Below are 21,477 nucleotides of genomic sequence, written 5' to 3' on the forward strand. Positions count from 1 at the left end.
TTTGTGTAATTTGTGGTTAAAAAATAAACATCAAATTAAACGTTTTTAGTCCCGATAGCTATCGGGACTAAAATCTAAAATCAACAATCTAAAATCAAAATGCGCTGGACCTTAAAACCAAAACCTTCTGAAGATAAAATCAAACATCTGGCACGAGCCTTAAATGTAGAAGATTTTGTAGCCACACTTTTGATTCAGCGTGGAATTGAAACTTTTGAAGAGGCTAAAAATTTCTTTCGCCCATCTTTAGAACATCTGCATGATCCTTATTTAATGAAAGATATGGATAAAGCCGTTGCCCGAATAGAATCGGCAATTGAAAATCAGGAAAATATTCTGGTTTTCGGCGATTATGATGTTGACGGAACGACAGCTGTTTCTTTGGTTTCTTCGTATTTGAAATTCCATTATCCAAATATTGCGACTTACATTCCGGATCGTTACGACGAAGGTTACGGAATTTCGTATAAAGGAATTGACTTTGCAGACGATAACGGATTTTCTTTGATTATCGCTTTAGACTGCGGAATCAAATCGATTGATCATATCGCCTACGCCAAAGCCAAAAACATAGACTTTATTATCTGTGACCATCACAGACCCGGTGAATTTCTGCCGGATGCTGTTGCGATTCTTGATCCAAAAAGAGAAGACTGCTCTTACCCTTACGATGAATTGTGCGGCTGTGGAGTAGGTTTTAAACTCATTCAGGCGCTAGGTCAAAACCGAAATGAAACGATAGAAGATCTAGTTCCATACCTGGATTTAGTTGCCACAGCAATTGCCGCGGATATCGTTCCGATTACGGGTGAAAACCGTGTTCTGGCTTATTTTGGTTTAAAGGTAATCAACAGCGAACCAAGACCGGGAATTAAAGCCTTGGTACATCAGGTGAAAAAGAAAGTTCTGGACATTACGGATGTTGTTTTTATTATTTCTCCGCGAATTAATGCTGCAGGAAGAATCAAACACGGTAATCATGCAGTTGAATTGTTAACCGAATTTAATTTTGAACAAGCACAACAATTTGCATCCGAAATTGAGCAATACAATGCAGACCGGAAAGATTTAGATAAAAAAATCACCAAAGAAGCTTTTCAGCAGATTATAGAAAATAACGAAGAAGAACGTTTTTCGACCGTTGTTTTTCAGGAAGACTGGCACAAAGGTGTAATTGGAATTGTGGCTTCGAGGTTAATCGAAACGTATTATCGCCCTACCTTGGTTTTTACTAAGAGTGGTGATAAATATGCAGCATCGGCAAGATCAGTAAAAGGATTTGATGTCTATAATGCATTAGACAACTGTTCAGAGCATCTCGAACAATTTGGAGGTCATATGTACGCCGCAGGAATGACTTTGAAGGCAGAAAATTATCTGGCTTTCAAAGCCGCTTTTGAGAAATGCGTCGAAGAAACTATTCATCCTGATATGCGTACTCCTGAAATCGAAATTGATGCGGAAATTGATTTCGCTGATATAACGCCAAAACTGATTCGGATTTTAAAGCAATTCGAACCTTTTGGCCCACAAAATATGACACCTGTATTTATGACACGAAATGCAAAAGATACGGGATATGCCAAAACTCTTGGTTCAGAAGAAGAACATTTAAGACTTTTTGTAAAACAAAATAACGCTGAAGGGATGGCTGCAATTGGCTTTGGTTTAGGAAAAAAGATAAATATTGTACAAAATCAAACTCCGTTTCAACTGGCCTATTGCATTGCTGAGAATGAATGGAACGGAACTATTACCAATCAGCTGATGCTGAAAGACATTAGAAGTAATGAAAAATAACGAAAAGAAAAACGACCCGTATCAGGCATTACGCTACAGAGAATTTAATGTGTTTTTACTGTTGCGTTTTGCAATGGTTTTTGCCTGGTCCATGCAGTTTATTGTGATTGAATGGGAAGTGTATAGTTTAACAAAAGACCCGCTCTCTTTAGGGTTTATTGGTTTGATGGAAATTATTCCTGCCGTTTCAATGGCTTTGTTCGCAGGACATATTGTCGATCAGAGAGAAAAGAAAGGATTATTGGTAAAATGTATTTTAGGATTTTCAGCTATTAGTTTTGGCCTTTTCCTGTTAACCTGGCCAACAGTTGTCGGAGATTGGTCTAAAGATTACATTTTGTATTCAATTTATGCTCTTGTTTTTGTGGGCGGAATTGTTCGTTCTTTTATGGGACCAACTATTTTCTCTCTTTTATCCTTAATCATTCCTAAAAAAGTATATCCAAATGCAGCTACCTGGAGTAGTTCTGTTTGGCAGATTGGAGCCGTTATGGGACCTGCATTAGCCGGTTTCTCCATTAACTGGATTGGCGTTCACTGGTCAATGTGTCTGGTATTTGGATTTTCTATTCTTTCCTTAATTACTTTATCGCAAATCAGCAAGAAACCAATCTTAAATCCGAAAATTGGAGAATCGATAAAAGACAGTCTTACTGAAGGTTTGACTTTTGTATTCAAAAACCAGATTGTTTTAGGTGCGTTATCCCTTGATATGATTGCGGTACTTTTTGGAGGAGCCGTAGCATTATTGCCTATTTTTGCTCAGGATATTTTAAAAGTGGGTTCTGAAGGTTTTGGTATCTTAAGAGCTGCTCCTGCAGTAGGATCTTTCATTACAGTACTCGCTTCTGCGTATGTACCTTTAAATAAAAATGCCGGAAAGAAACTTTTAGCAGCCATATTTGTTTTTGGATTGTCGATTATTTTATTTGGAATTTCAACTTTTTTCTGGCTTTCTGTGTTCGCTTTATTTTTGAGTGGGCTTGCCGACGGAATTTCGGTTGTAATCAGGCAAACTATCCTGCAGCTTAAAACGCCGGATCATATGCGGGGTCGTGTTGGTGCTGTAAATTCAATTTTTGTGGGTTCTTCTAATGAATTGGGGGCTTTTGAAAGCGGTGCAACTGCAAAATTAATGGGAACTGTAACTTCAGTTGTTTTTGGTGGAAGTGTGACGCTTTTAACGGTTATTGTAACCGCACTTAAATCACCAACTTTTAGAAATTTGGATCTGAATAAAGATATGGATGAGCATCATAAATTAGAGTAATGAAATCATCTTTAGCAGCCTTATTTTTATTGTTATCCTTTTTCGCAAAAGGACAGGATCTTTACATCAAAACCTACGGAAATAAAAAAGATAAAACGATAATATTTATTCACGGCGGTCCAAGCGGCAATGCAACTTTGTTTGAAGGAACAACGGCGCAGAATCTCGCTGATCTTGGGTTTTATGTGATTGCTTATGACCGAAGAGGCGAAGGAAGATCAATAGATTCTGAGGCAAAATTTACTTTTGAAGAAGCTTTTCATGATTTAAATTCTATTTATAAAAAAAACCATTTAAAGAAAGCCATTATATTGGCCCATAGTTTCGGCGGTTTAGTTGCAACTCTTTATACGAATAAATATCCGCAGAATGTTACTGCTTTGATTTTGGCTGGCGCATTATTTTCTCAGCAAGAAACATATGATCACATTCTCAATAAACTGAAGAAAAAATACAGTAGCAATCCTGAACAATTGAAGAAAATCAGCATTGTAGAAAATCTAAATAAAAATACTGCTGAATATAGAAAAGAATGCTACGAACTTGCAGGAGAAAATGGCTTTTTTAAGATGTCAAATCCAACCGCAGCATCTAAAAAATTATACGCCGATTACGAAGCTGGAGAATTTTATAAAACGAATATTAGAAATAAAAGTGCGCCGTTAATTTTTTATCAAAACGAAAAACAAAACAACATTGATACTAAACTATATTTAAAGAAAATAAAAACTGCTGGAGTACCTATTTTTGCTATTTATGGACAAGATGATGGTATTTTTTCATTGGCACAAATCAATTCTCTTAAAAAGATAATTGGCGAGAAAAACTTCGCATTTATTGACAATTGCTCACATTACTTATTTGTAGATCAGCAAAATGCATTTCTTTCAAACGTTAAAAATTGGATAAAATAGAATTCAATTTTAATCTTATTTCATTTCTTTATTAAAAAAAAGCAGATGAAATATACTACAACCCTATTTTCCATTCTTTTTACATTTATCATTTATGCTCAAGAACAGATAATTTCAGGCAAACTAAAAAATGCTCAAAACAATGAAGAACTCGTTTATGTAAATATAGGAATCGCCAATAAAAATGCTGGAACTGTTTCAGACGAAAAAGGAATTTTCAAATTAAAGCTGAATGAAAAAGTAACCCCAAATGATACCGTTGTATTTTCTCATATTGGTTTTGAAACGAAAAAAGTATTGATTAGTCAACTGAAATCTGATCATAATACTATTGAGATGAAATCTTCTGAAAATACATTAAAAGAAGTTGTAGTAGTTTTCAAAAAACCTAAACCCAAACAATTTGGCAGAAGTGCAAAAGGTCTAAGTCTTATGCATTTTAATTTTTTTACCGTTCATGACAAAACTGTCGATGATTATTTGAGTCGTGAAAGAGGAATGGAATTTCGAATCAAAAAAGATTGCAAAGTCAATGATTTCAATTTCAATATTACTTCTAACGAATTTAAATTGGTTAAATTCAGGCTGAATTTTTATAAAATTGAAAATGGCCTGCCTTCTAAAATAATAATAGAAAAAGACATTATTTTTGAAGTAAAGGACAAAAAAACCGGATTATTTTCAGTTGACCTAAAACCTTATGATATCTATCTCGATAAAGAAATGGGCGATATTGCGGTCACCATTCAATGGCTTCGAAGTATAAAAGCCAGCGAAAAAAGCAAATTTTTCTCTATTTCTACCGCTAAGTCCCTCAGTGAAAATAGTTTTTACAGAGAAAGAAATATGGCCAATTGGAGCAAAACCGGACAAAGCCTAACATTCTACCTCAACGCGATGTGCCAGTAAACTGAAAAAATATTTTTATGAGTTTTTTTATTTAGAATTAATATAAATAATATTTATATTTGTTGAAATAAAGGAATTTATAATGAAAGATATTGAACACATATACTACAACAACTTTGGAGTGGCCTTTTACTGGAAAAAGGAAAACAAAACCATTTTAGATAAAGTACAATTGGTTTTCAGGGAAACCGGATTTTATCTTTCTGTTGCAGAATTGAATCAGTTTTGTGATTTGATTGAAAATAGTCTTATTGAAAATACTTGTTGTGAATCCTGTCAGCTAAAAAACAGCTGTCATAAATTTTTACTCAAAACACCTCTGCCACAAGTAGATTTAGCGGTTTCGATGAAAGAGATAAAATCAATAAAAGATTTGATTGAAGGAACCCTATTCCGGCTGGATCTGGATGAATATGTATATGGAGCGGGTTTAAACTAATAAATACCAATCATTTAATGTTATTTTTCATAATTGAAATATATTTATTTTAAAAAAGTATATTTACAATAATGAAGAAAGCCCTTACTCTTTTTACTTTATTTGCCCTGACGCTGCTTTTAATAAGTTGTAAAAATGAAGCCGATGCTTATATTGATCCCCGTGGAACCGATTATGCTGGTTCCGAAAGCTGTATTCAATGTCATCAGCAACAGCACGAAACATCTATTCTCAGTGCACATTACAAAGCTACATTACCTGCGACTCAAAAGAATATTTTAGGGCATTTTACAAATGGCAAAAATACTTTCGTCTATGACAAAAACACTAAACTTGTCATGGAGGAACGTAACGATTCACTTTATCAGGTATTGTATGAAAACGGAAAAGAAGTCAAAGCATATCCTTTTGATGTTCTCTTTGGCTTCAAACATGCACAAACGAGTGGCTACTGGAAAAAACATAATTTTTATGAGCTGCCCATCTCTTACTATAAATCTATAAACAACTGGGCGACAAGTCCGGATTATTCTGCTGCGAAAGCTGATTTTAGTAAAAAAATACAAAGAGAATGCTTCTCTTGCCACAGTTCTAATATTGGAAGCGATTATGTGACTACAAGCAGTTCAGAGGCTTATAATTATATGGGAATGGAAGTTCATAATTTCATGAACAAAAACACTTTAATTTACGGAATAGATTGCGAGCGCTGTCATGGTCCTGCAAAAGAACATGTCCGGACGCATTTAAAATTTCCTGATTTAAAGGAAGCGCAAAATATGGTTTCTTTTGCTAAACTGAACAGGCAGCAAAGAATAGATGCCTGCGCATTATGTCATTCTGGAAATGACAAAATGAAACTAAAATCAAGATTTCAATTTAAACCGGGAGAAAGTCTGTCCGGTTATTTTCAGGAAAACCGAAGTCCAAAAGACACTTTGAATTATGACGTTCATGGAAACCAGTTAGGGCTGCTTTCTCAAAGCAAATGTTTTCAGAAAAGCCAGACTATGGACTGTGTCACCTGTCATAATCCGCATCAGGACACACCGCAAAAAAGTATTTCGTACGCTAAAATCTGTATGAGCTGCCATCAAAGTACACAGCACAAAGCTGTAACTTTAAAAACAATTTCGAAATCGGGATTAATGAACAATTGTGTAGAATGTCATATGCCAATACAAGATTCGAAGGTAATCCGTTTTCAGCAATCAAATAGTTCAACTGTTAACAGCTATTCGCTAAGAACACACAAAATAGCTATTTATCCAACAGTTAAAAAGTAATTATTTCTCAAACTTTTTAAGTTCGAAAGTTTCACCATCAAAAACACCGTAGGTAAAATAACCAATCCAGTCGCCCAAATTGACATATTTGGCCTCTTCTCCAACCGGAATAATCATAGGTAAATGACGGTGACCAAAAATAAAATAATTATAATGTTTGGTTTCAAGTTTTCGTTTGGCATACAAAACGAGCCATTCATTTTCTTCACCCAGAAATTTCACATCTTCATCACCGGAAATGAGTTTGTTTTTTACCGATAAGTATTGTGCTAAACTCACACCAACATCAGGATGCAGCCAACGGAAAAGCCATTTTGAAAACGGATTTGTAAATACCTTTTTCATTCTTTTATATCCTTTGTCTCCGGGACCTTTTCCGTCACCGTGGCCAATCAGGAATGTTTTTCCACTAAAGGTAAATTCTTTATTGTCATGATAAACCGGAATATTCAATTCGGTTTCAAAATAATCATGCATCCACAAATCATGGTTTCCGACAAAGAAAAAAATTGGGATGCCGCTATCACGAAGCTCAGCCAGTTTACCTAAAATACGAACAAAACCTTTTGGAACAACCGTTTTATATTCGAACCAAAAATCGAACAGATCACCTAATAAAAAAATAGCTTCGGCATCTTCTTTTACTTCATCAAGCCAGGCTACGAATTTTTTCTCACGAGGCAAACTTAATTCGGGAGTTGGAGCTCCAAAGTGCTGATCAGAAGCAAAATATATTTTTTTCATTGGTGTTTTAAAAGTTAGATGTTAGAAGCTATGAGTTTTTGACTTTAACGTTTAACTCTTAACTTAAAACTTTATTACATATTATCAGACGCAAACCATTCTGCAAATGAAGAATCCGTTTCCTGAAGTTTTAGTGAAAAAAGTGAAATTCCGTCAGGTAAGCGCGATATGATTCTTTTGGCAAAATCAATTACCATATTTTCGCTGGTTGGCTGGTAATCTACTAAAATTACGTGATGACCACGATTTTTCAGTTCGTTTGCCAATTCAATATGCGGGGTAGTTTCGTTAAATACAGTCGCATGGTCAAACTGATCGACGATTTCTTCTTTTACAATTTTCTTTAGATCCGAAAAATCAATCACCATTCCGAATTTTACATTGGATCGGTCTGTAATTGGCGAACCAATAACCGTTACCGATAATTTGTAACTGTGTCCGTGAACGTTTTTGCATTTTCCGTCGTAGCCGTACAAAGCGTGTCCGGTTTCGAAACTAAATTGTTTTGTAATTCTGATATTACTCATCGGTTGTTTTTTCTGCAAATTTAGGAAATAGATGTGAGAAATGGTCTTTTAATAGAAAAAGGTCTTGATTTGTGGTTTTAGCCCTGATCGCAGCGACATCCTTTTGTGGCGGGGTTCGCCACAAAAGATATAGCGGAGAGCAGGAATCAGCTCCTAAAAAAACTACTTCTTAAATTCTATTAAAGCTTTTTTAGTAAAATCAGACAAAACCAGTTTACCTGTAATTTTAGCACGCTCAATCAGGATAGACTCCCATTGTTCTGTGCCTTCCCAAATAATTTTCTTCATTTCAAGTAAAGCTTCAGGATTATATGAACTGAGTTTTTGTGCAAAATTTTCCACTTCTGCATCCAGTAAATCAGCATTATGAAGTGCAGAATACAATCCGTTTTGCAAGGCCCAGTTTGCGGATTTCCATTCGTGAGCTGCCAAAGTCATTTGGGTCATTGCCATTTTACCGATTTTACGGGAAACAGCAGGCTCAATAACAAACGGACCAATACCAATAGCGAGTTCCGAGAGTTTTACGGCACTTTCAGGCGTTGCCAAAACATAATCGCAGGCAGCTATAATGCCCACGCCTCCTCCAACGGCTTTTCCCTGAACGCGTCCAATAATTAGCTTTGTACAATTGCGCATAGCGTTTAGTAAATGCGCAAAACCCGAGAAAAATTCGGTTCCCTGTTCTTCATTCTGTACCGCCAGCAGTTCATCAAACGAAGCTCCGGAACAGAATACTTTTGAGCCTTCGCTTTGGAGGATGATAACGGAAACCGCTTCATTTCGGCTTAACAAATTGATTTCTGCTGTTAGTCGATCTAACAACTCACGCGGAAAAGAATTACTTGCAGGATGCCCAAACTGAATGGTTGCCACCGTATTTTGAAAGGAAGTTTCTAAGCTTCCGTTTGAATTTTCAGAACTCATAAAATTAGTTTTAATAGTAAAGTTACGGTTTTGAAAAATATTTTACCAGAAAGTCTCTGAAATTTGTTTTTTGAAAATTAATTGACTTTATTTGCTCTCGCAATGGGGGATTAGCTCATTTGGCTAGAGCGTCCCGAAAGCTTTCGGGAAGGTGACGTCGCAAAACTTTATACACGGGGGATTAGCTCATTTGGCTAGAGCGCTTGCCTGGCAGGCAAGAGGTGACCGGTTCGAATCCGGTATTCTCCACAACTACAAACTCAAGTCAAAAGGCTTGAGTTTTTTTTATTTTTAGCCTATGTTTTACACTTACATCATATATTCTGAGATATTGGACAAATATTACATCGGCTCTTCTGAAAACTTACAAAAGAGATTAAACGATCACTTGACTGGAAGAAGTACTTTTACTAAAACAGCTAAAGATTGGGTGTTGAAATATTCAGAAAATTTTGAAACAAGAGCAGAAGCAGTTAGACGAGAGCTGGAAATCAAGAAAAAGAAAAGCAGGAAATATATTGAATATCTATTATTGAATAACTCAATTGAATAGAGCGTCCCGAAAGCATTCGGGAAGGTGATCGGTTCGAATCCGGTATTCTCCACAAACTACAAACTCAAGTCAAAAGGCTTGAGTTTTTTTATTTCTCATTAGCAGTATCTTCAAAATCCAGTTCGTCTTCTTCAGATTTTTTATAGTCGTTGTTTAGAAACTCTGTCAGTTTCTTTTTCTCTTTTTGATTTTTTCTAATCATAAATAAAATCAGCAAAATTAGTCCTACTGCTACAACTCCAATTATTATCCAATTGATTTCCATATCCTTAAATTTTACTAAAATTATCATTTTAAAATTTTCCGGATATTATCAAAATGTTAAACCTTTGTAATTATAAAAATCTGTTATAACAGGCTTTTCTATCTAAGTAATTATAATTAAATTGCTGACAACAGACAAAAAACGCTTTTAACCTGAATCGACTATAAAAATTAAATTCCATGGATTCTGATAAATTTATTTTCTGCCTGGAAGGTGTACCAGATGTAGAAAACGACACTGCTACCGAAGTGGTTAAAAGTCTTGAAAAACTGGCTTTTAATCAGGGTATTTCCAGTATTCACAAAACCTGCGATACTATTGAAGGACTCGAAGAAAGCCTGAATAATCTGCTTTATGACGACCATAATTTCAAAGATTACGAAATTATTTATCTGGTTATGAAAGGCGAAGCCAACAACATCTGCCTCAATAACTACTATTACAGCCTGGAAGAAATCGCCGAAATCTTTGAAGGTAAAATGAAAGGTAAAATCCTGCATTTTGCCAATTCAAAAATACTGGATCTCAACGAAGAGGAAGCGCAGTATTTCCTGGACATTACCGGAGCGCGAGCCATTTCCGGTTATGGTACGTTTTCGAACAATTTTACAAGCACCGTGTCTGTTGACAAAGCTTTTTTTAAATTATGCCAGAAAGAGGATGACCTTATTGAAATTGTGGAGACACTCTACGAAAAGCATTACGACCTTTGTAAACTTCTGGATTTTAGAATGTATTATTAGTTTTTTTTGAAGCAGATTATTTGTTTTCAATAAGACGTTTTGTCCTGCTGTCCGCTATATCTTTTTCCTGCTAAAGGAGCAGGAAAAAGGATGCCGCTCCCATCAGGGCTATATTAGAAATTTCAACTTTTTAAGACCTATGTCAACAAAAAAAGCCCTCAATTACGAGAGCTTTTAATTATATTATTAAAATCAAAACTTATGCCTGATCATCAGTTGAAGCATCCGGGGCATTAGTTTTTACAGATTCTATTCCATTATCTCTCCCGGAAGCACTTTCGTACATTTCGCTGCTTCCAATAATTTGTCCGTTTGAAGCCTTTAATGAAAAATAAAACTTCCCACTAGAAGATTCTTTTTTATCAAATTTTGAATCGTCCTTTGAATTCGTTTTTACAGATTCTATTCCGTTTGAACAAGCTGCTTTGCTTGAATATCCTTCGCTTGTCAAAATCGTCTGACCGTTGCCTGCTTTCAAATTAAATTGAAATTCTCCGTTTGCTCTCTTGGTAATTACAAATTTTCCCATGCTGTTTTTTGCTTTTAAGTTATTGGTTAGAAATAATTTTATTCTGCATTATATAAAAGTACAAAACTTAGAAATACGATTTTATGGTTAACCGTAAATTGTAAATTTTATAACTTATTTCAGCAAAAATCCTAACCGAATCGAACCGTAAAAATAGCCGGTATTCGTATTATGAACAGGGTCTTTTAATTCTCTTCCACGATACAAAAATGAATACGATATATTAAAGTTATTACGACGGTATTTAAAACCGGCTTCGGCATTAAAACGCAAAGGTTCCAGATCAAATGTCAACGGACTCGTATCATTAAACATACTTCCCTGAATGGTTGCATCATAAAACTGGTAATTGACGTTTGGCATAGCATAAAAGTAAAATTCACGAACATTGTACTGTTGTTCAAAACTTACCGAAGCATCATGCAGATTAGAATCATAAACAGGCAGTAATTTTTTAAATCCAAACCGGGCTAAAATACCTGTAGAAACTCCTGTAAAAATGGTTCCCAGATTGGCTTCCGACTGATAATGAAAATCTACATAGTCATGATGTTTGCTAGAAAATAATTTTTTCGAATACATCACATGTGTCTGTAAAGCCAGGGCATTATGCAGTTGATTTTCCCAGCCATATACTTTTTTATACCCAATGATATGATGAAAACTTTCCTGCATTTCTTTACCAAAAGCATTCGGTCCCATGAAGCCTAACTGGAAGTCAATTTTAAAAACTGATTCACTCTGATAAAAAAAACTGCGTCCAGCCTCCGCAAAAAGATATCCGGTAAAAGGGCGGTCGTTTATGGTAACAGCTTCCTCATTAATAAACCTCGGATTATAAATATATTGGCCGATCCTGAATTCGGTGATTTTTTTATTGATCTTTTCATTGTTATTTTTCGACAAAAACCTGTAAAAAATTTCCAGCCCATTTGTATAATACATATCATTTTTAGAGGAAGTATACAAATCGTTATCAGTAATAAAACCGATTTCAGTCTTTTTCTGGGCAAAGCCAAAAGCTGTCAGGAATATGAAAAGCAGAAAAAAGCTTTTTTTACTTTCCATCATAATTTATTTTACCAACGGCGCGCATTTCGCGAACAATTCTTTCTTTTCTTCTGTTGATATAACTTGAAGATCCCGTTGCTTTAAATTTCCTTGGATTTGGCAAAATGGCCGCGATACCTGCTGCCTGCATTGGTGTCAGGCTTGATGCATCACGTCTATACCAGTATTCTGTTGCGGCATAAGCACCATAAACCCCATCTCCCATTTCGATACTGTTCAGGTAAACTTCCATAATACGTTCTTTGCCCCAGATGATTTCGATCAGAACTGTAAAATAGGCCTCGAGACCTTTACGGAAATAACTTTTTCCCTGCCAGAGAAAAACGTTTTTGGCTGTTTGCTGCGAAATGGTGCTTCCTCCACGAATCCTGCGACCGCGTTCGTTGCTTTTGTAGGCTTTTTGAAGTGCTTTAAAATCGAATCCGTTATGATACAAAAAAGTTCCGTCTTCACTGGCAATAACGGCTTTTTGAAGATTCTTGGAGATCTTTTCTATTGGTTCCCAGTTATGATCGAAATATATTTCTTTATCAGACATTTTATTCTCTATTACCCGTATCACCATAAGCGGTGTAAAAAATACAGGCACATATTTAAAAATTACAACCCATACAATCGAAATTCCGAAAAACCATAAAGCAGCTTTTATGAAAAACCATTTTATTTTTTGTCCCAAACTTCGGTTTGATTTTTTAGAAGCAGGTTTCGATTTGCCTGCGGTTGTTTTTTTTGGTGTTGGTTTCTTGGCTGCCATTAAATTAAGTCTGCTAATTCTGTTCCTATTAAACTACCTATTGCTACTCCCATTCCGCCTAAACGCACTCCACAAAACACGTTATCAGACAGTTGGGACACAACAGGTTTTTTACTGTTTCCGATTCCCATAATACCACTCCATCGATGGGCAATATGAAAATCCTGATTTGGTAAAATTACATTTTTCAATAAATCTTCCAATCTATTTTGTACAATTTTGGTCTGGCCAAATTCAGTCGTAGTTTCAGTTTCAAAATCTAAATTCCTTCCTCCTCCAAGCAAAATTCTGTCACCAATATTCCTGAAATAATAATAGCCCCTGTCTAAATGAAAAGTCCCTCTAATATCTAAATTTGGAATTGGCGCTGTAATTAAAACCTGTGCTCTTGCAGGTCTTACTGCTCCATTTGTTAAAGCATTTGCAAATCCGTTTGTTGCAAAAAGCAATTTTTTAGATTTAAAACTAAAATCATTCAGCACTACTTCAACATGATTGCCGGCATCAGTAAAAGACGTTACAGTTTGCTGATTCAGAATTAAAATATTAGCGACAACAGCCTGTCTCAGCAATTCCTGCATCATATTTCCAGTATCAATCTGCGCTTCAAACGGGTTAAAAATCAAATACTCCTGAATATTTTCAAATCCAAAACGGTCAATTTCTTTAGTAAACACTTCTGCCTTAAAAAGGGGTTTTAAAACTTCATTTATAAAAGGAATTTTAGAAATGCATTCATTAAATCCGAATTCATCGTCTTTCAAAAACAATTCATAACCCCCATGAGGCCTGAAATCTACGGCATTATCCCCTAACCTTTTTCGAAGCAGCTGCAAACCCTGCCAGCGTTTTTCTATTAATTCGACAACGTCTTCTTCAGTATGTGTTTTTAAGTCCTCCATAATTTCAGAAATGCTTCCAAAACAGGCAAAACCTGCATTCTTCGTACTGGCTCCCTGCGGCAGCATTCCTTTTTCTAATACAAGTATTTTAGCTCCCGGAAATCTTTCGCGCAAGCGCAATGCTGCATGAAGTCCTACAATCCCGCTTCCAACTATGGTATACTCTACATTTGTAAACCAGTTTTTTAGTTCCCAATAACTAAGTTCCATCGTAGCAATTTATTAAATTCCAATATTTTAAATCCCAATCCCAATCTTGGGTTAAATTACAATATTTTTAAATCCTAAATTCCAATCTTTAGACAAAATTGCAAAACTTGATCTTGTAGAGTTTTGTATCTCTGGGTGGAATTGAAAACTTCAACTCCGTTCAGAGAAACAGTTTGGAATTTAAAAAAATGGAATTTCTTTTTTTAAACTTTAACACTTATTGGAATTTGGATTTTAAAAATTTGGGATTTTAAATTAGTATTTTTAGTGCTTCTAAAATTAGATTTTTTATTATGAAAAAAGTATTATTTATAACCTTAATAATGATGAGTTTGAATGCTATCGGACAAAATGTAATGTCACAGGAATTATTATGGAAATTAGGAAGAGTAACACCACTTGGACTTTCGAAAGACGGTAAAAATGTTGTTTTCAAAGTTTCAACTCCTTCTGTAGAGGAAAACAAGTCTATTTCTAAATTTTACATTTTACCTGTAAATGGAGGAAACGCTACTGAAATCAAAGACACTAAAGAGGTTCTTGCCGACAAGAACATTTCGCCTGACGGAAAATATTTGGTGTATAATGAAGAAGTAAAACTGGAAAAAGTTTTAGGAAAAGATTTCTATCCGAATCTTGACAAATCCGATGCTCAAATTTATAATGGTTTGGATTATCGCCATTGGGACACCTGGAATGAAGGAAAATTTAATCATGTTTTTTACAAAGAAAACAAAGATGGCGCAAAAGGAATTGACATTTTGAAAGATGAAAATTTTGACAGTCCACAAAAACCTTTTGGCGGTGATGAAGATTACATCTGGTCGCCAGACAGCAAAAGCATATTGTATGTGTGCAAGAAAAAAGCCGGAACTGATTATGCCGTTTCTACAAACACAAATATTTATGAGTATAATTTAGAAACTCAAAAAACAATAAACAGAACCGAAGACAATTTAGGTTACGATACAGCTCCTCAATTTTCACCAACAGGAAATTTATCATGGCTGCAGATGAAACGTGACGGTTACGAGTCTGATAAAAATGATATTATTGTTGAGTTTAAAGGAATCAAACAAAATTTAACTGCAAACTGGGACGGAACTGTAGATAATTTTATCTGGAGCAAGGATGGTAAAAATGTCTTTTTTGTTGCACCAGTCGATGGAACTAAACAGCTTTTTACAGTAAATTTTCCGGGTTTGACACGAATTGCAATTACAGTTCGTCAATTGACAAATGGTTATTTTGATGTAAACGACTTAATTGGTTTCTCCGCAGATGATATTATCGTAACACGATCTGATATGAATCATGCTTCGGAAATTTTTTCTTTTAATCTGAAGAAAAATACCTGGAAACAATTATCAAATATCAATACTGAAACGTATAAAAAATTAACCTTGAGCAAAACTGAAAAACGTTATGTGACGACAACTGACGGCAAAAAAATGCTGGTTTGGGTAATTTTACCCCCAAATTTTGACGTTTCAAAAAAATATCCAACTTTATTGTTTTGTCAGGGAGGACCTCAAAGTCCGTTGACACAATCGTATTCTTTCCGTTGGAATTTCTCTTTAATGGCTGCAAAAGGTTATGTAGTTGTTGCGCCAAACCGCCGTGGAATGCCCGGTCATGGTGTAGAATGGAATGAGCAGATCAGTAAGGATTGGGGAGGTCAGGTTATGGACGACTACCTTTCTGCAATTGATGATGTAGCCAAAGAAAATTACGTTGATAAAAGCCGTTTAGGATGTGTTGGAGCAAGCTACGGAGGCTACTCTGTATTTTATTTAGCGGGAATTCATAAAAACCGTTTTAAAACTTTTATCGCGCATGATGGTGTTTTCAATACACAAAGTATGTTTGGAACCACCGAAGAAGTTTTCTTTAACAACTGGGATTTTGGCGGGGCCTACTGGGAAAAGGACAATGCAGTTGCGCAAAAAGCATATACGACTTTTAATCCGGCGACTTTGGTTGGAAACTGGAACAAGCCTATTTTAATCATTCAGGGCGGAAAAGATTTCCGTGTACCAATCGGACAAAGTCAGGAAGCTTTTCAGGCTGCACAGTTAAGAGGAATCAAAAGCCGTTTTCTTTATTTTCCTGATGAAAATCACTGGGTTTTAAAACCTCAGAATGCACAGGTTTGGCAAAACGAATTTTTTAAATGGCTTAACGAAACCCTTTAATACATGAGCAAAATATTTCCAGCCACAGATTTACAGTCTGTGGCTTTTTTATAGAAAGTTTGGCTTTTTAAAACAGAAAATATTGAATAAATTGCAGTAATCATTTCAAAAAACGAATTTCTCAATACCAATTTATGGAAAGCAAAAGAAGCTATATGCCCATTAAAGTACTTTTCGGCTACCTTGCCCTGATCGGATTAGTAGTGGTTGTGGGATGGTTTTTATATTCTGAAAATGTAGTTTACAATAAGTTAGAAGATAAAATTGCTTTTGAAAAAACTAAAATATTAAAAGTCAGCAAGCTTTTTTCAAATGTATATAAAACAGAAAGTTTAGCCCGAAAAACAATTCAGACCAACTCTGAAAAAGACTTCAAAAGCTACCTTATCGAAACAGACTCCTTAAAATCCAGATTAGATACACTGAAACAGATTGTAACCACAGAATATCAAAAGGTTTTGCTGGACAGCGTTGCTTATTTATTGTCTGAAAAAACAGAAAACATCAGGCAATTAAAAACTATAAAAAATAAGGCTGATGATGAAGTTTCTGTAAATAACGCCATTGATGAAATTACCAAAATGGAGTTTAAACTTCGAAAACTGGAACTTCAGGATTTTACTCAAAACCCAAATGATTTGGGAAGTTATCAGCGAAATGTACTGCAAAAATATGTTGATTATCTGAACCAGAATATCCCTGACGATAGTACCAATACTTTAAGCAAACAAGCTTCTGATTCAATTTTAGCCAATTCTAAAAAGCTTTTGAGTGATGTAAAACAAAAAGCTGAAAAGAAAAAAGAGTCGCTCAATTTTGAAGAAAACAAACTGCTTAAAAATGAAATTGCAATTTCTGAACAGCTCCGAAAAGTTCTTCGGATAATTGAAAGGGAAATTATTATCAATTCCATTAAAAACAATTCATTAAAGGAAAAATCACTTAAAAAAGTAAATGAAATCGTTACCGTTTCAGCAATAGTGGGTTTACTCCTGACTGTGGTTTTCTCTATCATCATCGTAAGTGATTATTCGAAATCGCAATTGTATAAAAAGCAGTTGGAAATTGCCAACTTTAAGACCAAAAACCTTCTTAAAAGTCGTGAACAGCTTATATCTACAGTGAGCCATGATTTAAAAACCCCGCTTAGTACCATTGTAGGATATTCTGAACTTTTGAGCAATTCTGATGTAAATACCAAACAGTCGTATTTTATTAAAAACATAAAAAATTCATCTGAATATATTACACAGCTGGTCAAGGATTTGTTAGATTTTTCTCAAATCGAAGCAGGAAAAATAACAATTGAAAAGGTTCCCTTTTTATTGCCTGAAACCATTGATGAAGTGGCAAAAAGTATCCAGACCGTTTATAAACAAAAAGAAATTGACCTGATTATTAATGTTGATGAAAAGCTGAACTCAAAAATTGTTGGCGATCCGTTTCGTGTGAAACAGATTTTGAGCAACATTATTGGAAATGCCTATAAATTTACGGAGCAGGGTTTTATAAGAATCAGTGCTTATGTCGCTGACGAAAACGATTCTTTTACCATTACCATTGAAGATTCCGGTATTGGAATTGAGAAAGAAAATCAGAAACTGGTATTTGAAGAATTCGCGCAGGCAAATGAAAACATCGAAAAAAAATATGGCGGAACAGGTTTAGGATTGGCCATCTGTCAAAAAATCATTTCGATTTTAGGCGGAAAATTAAAGCTTGAAAGCACTTTTGGAGAAGGAAGCACTTTTGAAATTAAGCTACCGCTCTTATTTGATACGAGTATAAGCCTGCCCGACCCTGAATCAAAAGAAATCATTACAAATTCAGAAAAATTTACTTTTATAGTTCTGGATGATGATATCAATTTACTGAACCTTACAAGTACTGTTTTAAAACAGCAGGGGCATCAGGTCTTATCATTTACAAATGCTACAGAAGCATTAGAAACTATCCTGAATACTGATTTTGATTTCATCATTACAGATATTCAGATGCCCGAAATTGATGGGTTCTTGTTTGTTAAAAAATTGAAAAGTAAAAAAGGATCATTTTATAAAAATCAGCCCATCATCGCTATAACAGGAAGGACCGATTTAGATTTTTCTACTTACACGAATGCCGGATTTTCCACAGTAATAAATAAACCTTACTCTCCCAAAGTCTTACTTGAAACCATTCAGAAAGTCTTAGACAATACCATAAGTCATGACAATAAAATTGTAAAAAGAGAAGAAGAGGTTTCTTCAAAAACCTATTGTTTAGAAACTTTAAAAGAGTTTTTAGGAAATGATAATGAATCAGCAAAAGAGTTCATCAGATCATTTATAGAAAGTACAATCCGAAATTTAAAAGATTTAGAAAATGCCGTTGAGAAAAAAAATATAGCCGAAATAAATGCGATCAGTCACAGGATGGCACCAATGTTCAGACAGATTCAGGCACAGGAAATTGGTGAAATCCTGAAAAAATTAGAACAAAATAATTTAGAAAACTCAAATTTAGACCCTCTTTTTACTAGTTTAAAAACCAAAATAGACTTGTTATTTGATGGTTTAAAAAAAGAAATTCTTTAGTCAATATTATATTGTTTTAATTTATTATAAAGCGTTTTTCGGGTTATTTTCAATAGCTTTGCCGCTTCAGATTTATTGTTTTGAGTTCTGGATAAAGCATGAATAATCGCTTCCCTTTCATTGTCAGACAAAGAAAAACTTCCTGAACTGCCCAGTTTTTCTGTTTGAAAAAACTCAATAGGCAAAACATCGCTTTCGATAAAATCTCCTTGAGATAAAAGCGTAGCACGTTTGATACAATTTTGAAGCTCACGTAAATTTCCCGGCCAGCTGTATTTTTGAAAAATGGCTACTACTTCGGGTGAAAATCCTATAATATCTTTATTCAATTGCTGGTTTGCCTTCTCTAAAAAATAATCGGCAAAAACCATCAAATCTTCTCCTCTTTCGGTTAATGAAGGCGACTGAATAGAAAACTCATTGATTCGGTGGTACAAATCTTCACGAAAATCACCATTTTTAACAGCTTCACGCAAATCTTCGTTGGTAGCTGTAATAATCCTGATATCAACATTAATTTCCTTATTGCTGCCGACTGGTTTTATTTTTCGTTCCTGAAGTGCCCTTAACAGCTGAATCTGATTTTCATAGGAAAGATTGCCTATTTCGTCCAGAAAAATGGTTCCTCCGTTTGCTGCTTCAAAATATCCTGTTTTGTCGCTGATTGCTCCGGTAAAAGATCCTTTTAAATGCCCGAAAAACTCACTCGCTGCCAATTCTTTAGGAATTGCACCACAGTCAACTGCTATAAAATTATTGTTTTTCCTTTGGCTTTGCTGGTGGATACTTTTTGCAATAATTTCTTTTCCTGTACCGCTTTCTCCTATAATTAAAACAGACATGTCAGTAGGACTTACCAGTTTAATATGCTCTAATAATTTTTTGGAAGCAACAGAAATTCCTTTCACAAACTCATTTTCTGGAGAAGCCTGTCTATTTGTAGCCTTTTTTTCTTTTACTACAACTTTTTCAGTTGGTGCCGTTTGGAGTGCATTGGTAATAACCAATAAAACCTCATCAGGATTAAATGGTTTCGAGATGTAATCAGATGCTCCGTTTTTAATTGCTTTTACGGCAGTATTTACATCAGAGTAGCCTGTCATAAGTATAACAGGTATTTCGGGATGAGACGTTTTAAATTCAGACATCAAAACAATACCGTCAGCATCAGGCAAACGGAGGTCTGTCAAAATCAAATCGAAAGATTCTTTTTTGATATATAACCGGGCTTCTTCTGCCGAGAAAGCAATAGTGACATCAAATGCTTTTTTTTCGAGAAACCTTTCTAATAATTTGCAAAATGAAATATCGTCTTCAATTAATAATATCTTTGGCATTGCTTTTCAGGTCTTTTTGCTAAAATACCACTATTAATGCAGTATTATCACAAAATTATGTAAAAAAAAAAAAGAGACTGCTGTTAAGCAATCTCTTTTTCACCAAAAACATAAATCTAATTCACCTAATTATATTTTTAACCAGTTACCTTCAGCATCCGAATAAACAGTAGCCTTCTGGTCTCCAACTGCTATGTCTAATTTGTATTCGTTTTTGTCGTTTTTATACGCTTTTTCAAGCACGGCACCCGGATAAGCTGCTTCCAGAGCTGTCTTCACAGCTGCGGGAACATCGTCCTTATTAATTTCAGTATATTCTGATTGAAAAACTACGGAAGTTTTTGTTTGTTGAGCATCGGTAATTGTTGATGCATTGATTGACAAACTTCCAAAAACAATCGCTGCGGATAAAATTAACTTTTTCATAATGTTTTAATTTAGTTACTTTTTAATGACATTTCCTGATGCATCTGTAAAAATTGTATACTTCTTGTCTCCGTTCGAAATTTCCAGTTTATACTCGTTTTTAGCATTTTTATATACCTTTTCGAGTTTAGTGTTTGGAAAAGATTTCTCTGCTGTAGACTTTACAGCTGCCGGTACAGCATCTGAAGCAACTTCTGTGTATTCATCCTGAAAAAAGAAAGAATTAACATTTGAAATTTTTACGTTAGGAATAGCTGCCTGAACTGATAAACCTCCTAAAATAAATGCTGCAGATAAAATTAATTTTTTCATAATGCTTCTTTTTATTTATTTTTTAAGAATATTTCCCTTTTCGTCTGTGAAAACAGTAGATTTTTCACCTCTAACTGTAATTTCAATTTTATATTCTTTTTTGCTGTTTACAAATGCTTTTTCAAGTTTTACCCCTGGATAAGCATTATCTAAACCTGTTTTAATGGCTGCCGGAACAGCATCGATTTCTTTATAATCGTCCTGAAATATTGTTTTAGTAATTGTATTTACCGGACTTAATATTGATGCCTGAATTGACAAACTTCCTAAAACTATTGCTGCTGTTAAGATTATCTTTCTCATAATAAATCATTTTAAAGATTACTTAAATTATTTTTTAATCCATGATCCGTCTGCATTAGCAAAAAGATTACCTACTTTGTCACCAACTGTAACATCTAGTTTGTATTCTGATTTCTCATTTTTATATGCTTTTGTAAGTACTGCATCCGGATATGCTTTTTTAAGAGCTTCTGTAATTGCAGCTGGCACTTCTTCTAATTTTACTTCAGTATATTCGTCCTGAATTGTGATCGTTTTTACAATATTATTTGAAATTGGAGAAGTTGATGCAAATGAAGTTAAACCTCCCAAAACAATTGCGGCTGATAAAAATAAATTTTTCATAATGTGTATATTTTAAATTATTATTTAATTATTGTTTTACACATTAGACAAAGAAATTATTGTGCCATAATTAAAAGGCAAAGCCCTCACACACCTAAAGTACTATTTTTTAATAAGTTAACCAAATAAAAACATTTTTAAAAGCAATAACAACTGTGTAA

The 21,477-nt window shown here is 34.6% G+C and carries 23 protein-coding genes and 1 tRNA gene; 11 read left to right on the forward strand and 13 right to left on the reverse strand.

Annotated features, from left to right (window positions below):
- Nucleotides 1–99: 99 nt before the first annotated feature.
- The 6 genes from recJ (at nucleotide 100) to OZP09_RS10725 (ending at nucleotide 6,618) form a co-directional block, all read left to right on the forward strand.
- Nucleotides 100–1,800, forward strand: a complete 1,701-nt coding sequence (gene recJ / locus OZP09_RS10700) for a single-stranded-DNA-specific exonuclease RecJ (RefSeq protein WP_281310736.1) — start codon at nucleotides 100–102, stop codon at nucleotides 1,798–1,800.
- On the forward strand, nucleotides 1,790–3,070 hold the full coding sequence (locus OZP09_RS10705; protein ID WP_269233640.1) for an MFS transporter: 1,281 nt from the start codon (nucleotides 1,790–1,792) through the stop codon (nucleotides 3,068–3,070). Before recJ ends, OZP09_RS10705 begins: the two co-directional genes overlap by 11 nt.
- Complete coding sequence (locus OZP09_RS10710; protein ID WP_281310737.1) at nucleotides 3,070–3,984, forward strand: alpha/beta hydrolase; 915 nt, start codon at nucleotides 3,070–3,072, stop codon at nucleotides 3,982–3,984. The genes OZP09_RS10705 and OZP09_RS10710 overlap by 1 nt, the downstream gene beginning before the upstream one ends.
- A 45-nt stretch (nucleotides 3,985–4,029) precedes the next feature.
- Nucleotides 4,030–4,893, forward strand: a complete 864-nt coding sequence (locus tag OZP09_RS10715; protein WP_269233644.1) for a carboxypeptidase-like regulatory domain-containing protein — start codon at nucleotides 4,030–4,032, stop codon at nucleotides 4,891–4,893.
- Between the two features lie 82 nt (nucleotides 4,894–4,975).
- Entirely contained in the window at nucleotides 4,976–5,332 is a 357-nt protein-coding gene (locus OZP09_RS10720; protein WP_269233645.1) for a hypothetical protein, read from the forward strand.
- Nucleotides 5,333–5,403: 71 nt separating this feature from the next.
- Entirely contained in the window at nucleotides 5,404–6,618 is a 1,215-nt protein-coding gene (locus tag OZP09_RS10725) for a cytochrome c3 family protein (protein WP_269233646.1), read from the forward strand.
- Here OZP09_RS10725 and OZP09_RS10730 read toward each other — a convergent pair whose 3' ends face one another.
- The 3 genes from OZP09_RS10730 to OZP09_RS10740 all read right to left on the reverse strand — a co-directional run bounded on the left by OZP09_RS10730 (nucleotide 6,619) and on the right by OZP09_RS10740 (nucleotide 8,816).
- Entirely contained in the window at nucleotides 6,619–7,362 is a 744-nt protein-coding gene (locus OZP09_RS10730; protein ID WP_269233647.1) for a UDP-2,3-diacylglucosamine diphosphatase, read from the reverse strand. It lies immediately after the preceding gene.
- Between the two features lie 74 nt (nucleotides 7,363–7,436).
- Nucleotides 7,437–7,889: a 6-pyruvoyl trahydropterin synthase family protein gene (locus OZP09_RS10735; RefSeq protein ID WP_269233648.1), complete on the reverse strand. Its 453-nt coding sequence runs from the start codon at nucleotides 7,887–7,889 to the stop codon at nucleotides 7,437–7,439.
- Between the two features lie 162 nt (nucleotides 7,890–8,051).
- On the reverse strand, nucleotides 8,052–8,816 hold the full coding sequence (locus OZP09_RS10740) for an enoyl-CoA hydratase/isomerase family protein (RefSeq protein WP_269233649.1): 765 nt from the start codon (nucleotides 8,814–8,816) through the stop codon (nucleotides 8,052–8,054).
- Nucleotides 8,817–8,991: 175 nt separating this feature from the next.
- On the opposite strand from OZP09_RS10740, the gene OZP09_RS10745 reads away from it, so the two are divergent.
- A tRNA-Ala gene (locus OZP09_RS10745) sits at nucleotides 8,992–9,065 on the forward strand.
- A 49-nt stretch (nucleotides 9,066–9,114) separates the two neighbouring features.
- A complete protein-coding gene (locus OZP09_RS10750; RefSeq protein ID WP_269233650.1) occupies nucleotides 9,115–9,369 on the forward strand; it encodes a GIY-YIG nuclease family protein in 255 nt (84 codons plus the stop codon).
- Between the two features lie 88 nt (nucleotides 9,370–9,457).
- Here the strand turns inward: OZP09_RS10750 and OZP09_RS10755 are convergent, their stop codons facing one another.
- Nucleotides 9,458–9,634 carry a hypothetical protein gene (locus OZP09_RS10755; RefSeq protein ID WP_281310738.1) on the reverse strand — a complete coding sequence of 59 codons (177 nt, stop codon included), beginning with the start codon at nucleotides 9,632–9,634 and terminating at the stop codon, nucleotides 9,458–9,460.
- 179 nt (nucleotides 9,635–9,813) lie between these two features.
- On the opposite strand from OZP09_RS10755, the gene OZP09_RS10760 reads away from it, so the two are divergent.
- A complete protein-coding gene (locus OZP09_RS10760) occupies nucleotides 9,814–10,377 on the forward strand; it encodes a DUF6642 family protein (RefSeq protein ID WP_269233652.1) in 564 nt (187 codons plus the stop codon).
- 199 nt (nucleotides 10,378–10,576) lie between these two features.
- Here OZP09_RS10760 and OZP09_RS10765 read toward each other — a convergent pair whose 3' ends face one another.
- From OZP09_RS10765 to OZP09_RS10780, 4 genes are all read right to left on the reverse strand, one after another.
- Entirely contained in the window at nucleotides 10,577–10,906 is a 330-nt protein-coding gene (locus tag OZP09_RS10765) for a YegP family protein (protein WP_281310739.1), read from the reverse strand.
- A gap of 114 nt (nucleotides 10,907–11,020) precedes the next feature.
- Nucleotides 11,021–11,977, reverse strand: coding sequence for a lipid A deacylase LpxR family protein (locus tag OZP09_RS10770; RefSeq protein ID WP_349293628.1), 957 nt, complete (start codon nucleotides 11,975–11,977; stop codon nucleotides 11,021–11,023).
- On the reverse strand, nucleotides 11,964–12,731 hold the full coding sequence (gene mtgA, locus OZP09_RS10775) for a monofunctional biosynthetic peptidoglycan transglycosylase (RefSeq protein WP_269233658.1): 768 nt from the start codon (nucleotides 12,729–12,731) through the stop codon (nucleotides 11,964–11,966). Before mtgA ends, OZP09_RS10770 begins: the two co-directional genes overlap by 14 nt.
- Nucleotides 12,731–13,843 (reverse strand): NAD(P)/FAD-dependent oxidoreductase, encoded by a 1,113-nt coding sequence (locus OZP09_RS10780; RefSeq protein WP_281310740.1) that lies wholly within the window; start codon nucleotides 13,841–13,843, stop codon nucleotides 12,731–12,733. Before OZP09_RS10780 ends, mtgA begins: the two co-directional genes overlap by 1 nt.
- A gap of 293 nt (nucleotides 13,844–14,136) precedes the next feature.
- Between OZP09_RS10780 and OZP09_RS10785 the strand changes: the two genes are divergently transcribed.
- Both OZP09_RS10785 and OZP09_RS10790 read left to right on the forward strand, forming a co-directional pair.
- Nucleotides 14,137–16,038 carry a S9 family peptidase gene (locus tag OZP09_RS10785; RefSeq protein ID WP_269233659.1) on the forward strand — a complete coding sequence of 634 codons (1,902 nt, stop codon included), beginning with the start codon at nucleotides 14,137–14,139 and terminating at the stop codon, nucleotides 16,036–16,038.
- A 134-nt stretch (nucleotides 16,039–16,172) separates the two neighbouring features.
- The gene (locus tag OZP09_RS10790) at nucleotides 16,173–18,614 is read left to right on the forward strand and encodes a hybrid sensor histidine kinase/response regulator (RefSeq protein WP_281310741.1); all 2,442 of its coding nucleotides are present in this window, start codon (nucleotides 16,173–16,175) and stop codon (nucleotides 18,612–18,614) included.
- On the opposite strand, the gene OZP09_RS10795 is transcribed toward OZP09_RS10790, so the two are convergent.
- From OZP09_RS10795 to OZP09_RS10815, 5 genes are all read right to left on the reverse strand, one after another.
- Nucleotides 18,611–19,951 (reverse strand): sigma-54-dependent transcriptional regulator, encoded by a 1,341-nt coding sequence (locus tag OZP09_RS10795; protein WP_281310742.1) that lies wholly within the window; start codon nucleotides 19,949–19,951, stop codon nucleotides 18,611–18,613. The two genes, OZP09_RS10790 and OZP09_RS10795, sit on opposite strands and share 4 nt — an antisense overlap.
- A gap of 129 nt (nucleotides 19,952–20,080) precedes the next feature.
- Nucleotides 20,081–20,377: a hypothetical protein gene (locus OZP09_RS10800; protein WP_269233663.1), complete on the reverse strand. Its 297-nt coding sequence runs from the start codon at nucleotides 20,375–20,377 to the stop codon at nucleotides 20,081–20,083.
- Nucleotides 20,378–20,392: 15 nt separating this feature from the next.
- A complete protein-coding gene (locus tag OZP09_RS10805) occupies nucleotides 20,393–20,689 on the reverse strand; it encodes a PepSY-like domain-containing protein (RefSeq protein ID WP_269233665.1) in 297 nt (98 codons plus the stop codon).
- 15 nt (nucleotides 20,690–20,704) lie between these two features.
- Nucleotides 20,705–20,992 carry a hypothetical protein gene (locus OZP09_RS10810; RefSeq protein ID WP_269233666.1) on the reverse strand — a complete coding sequence of 96 codons (288 nt, stop codon included), beginning with the start codon at nucleotides 20,990–20,992 and terminating at the stop codon, nucleotides 20,705–20,707.
- Between the two features lie 27 nt (nucleotides 20,993–21,019).
- On the reverse strand, nucleotides 21,020–21,316 hold the full coding sequence (locus tag OZP09_RS10815) for a hypothetical protein (protein WP_269233667.1): 297 nt from the start codon (nucleotides 21,314–21,316) through the stop codon (nucleotides 21,020–21,022).
- Nucleotides 21,317–21,477 lie beyond the last annotated feature (161 nt).

Origin of the sequence: Flavobacterium flavigenum, assembly GCF_027111255.2 — a bacterium.
Taxonomy (GTDB): domain Bacteria; phylum Bacteroidota; class Bacteroidia; order Flavobacteriales; family Flavobacteriaceae; genus Flavobacterium; species Flavobacterium flavigenum.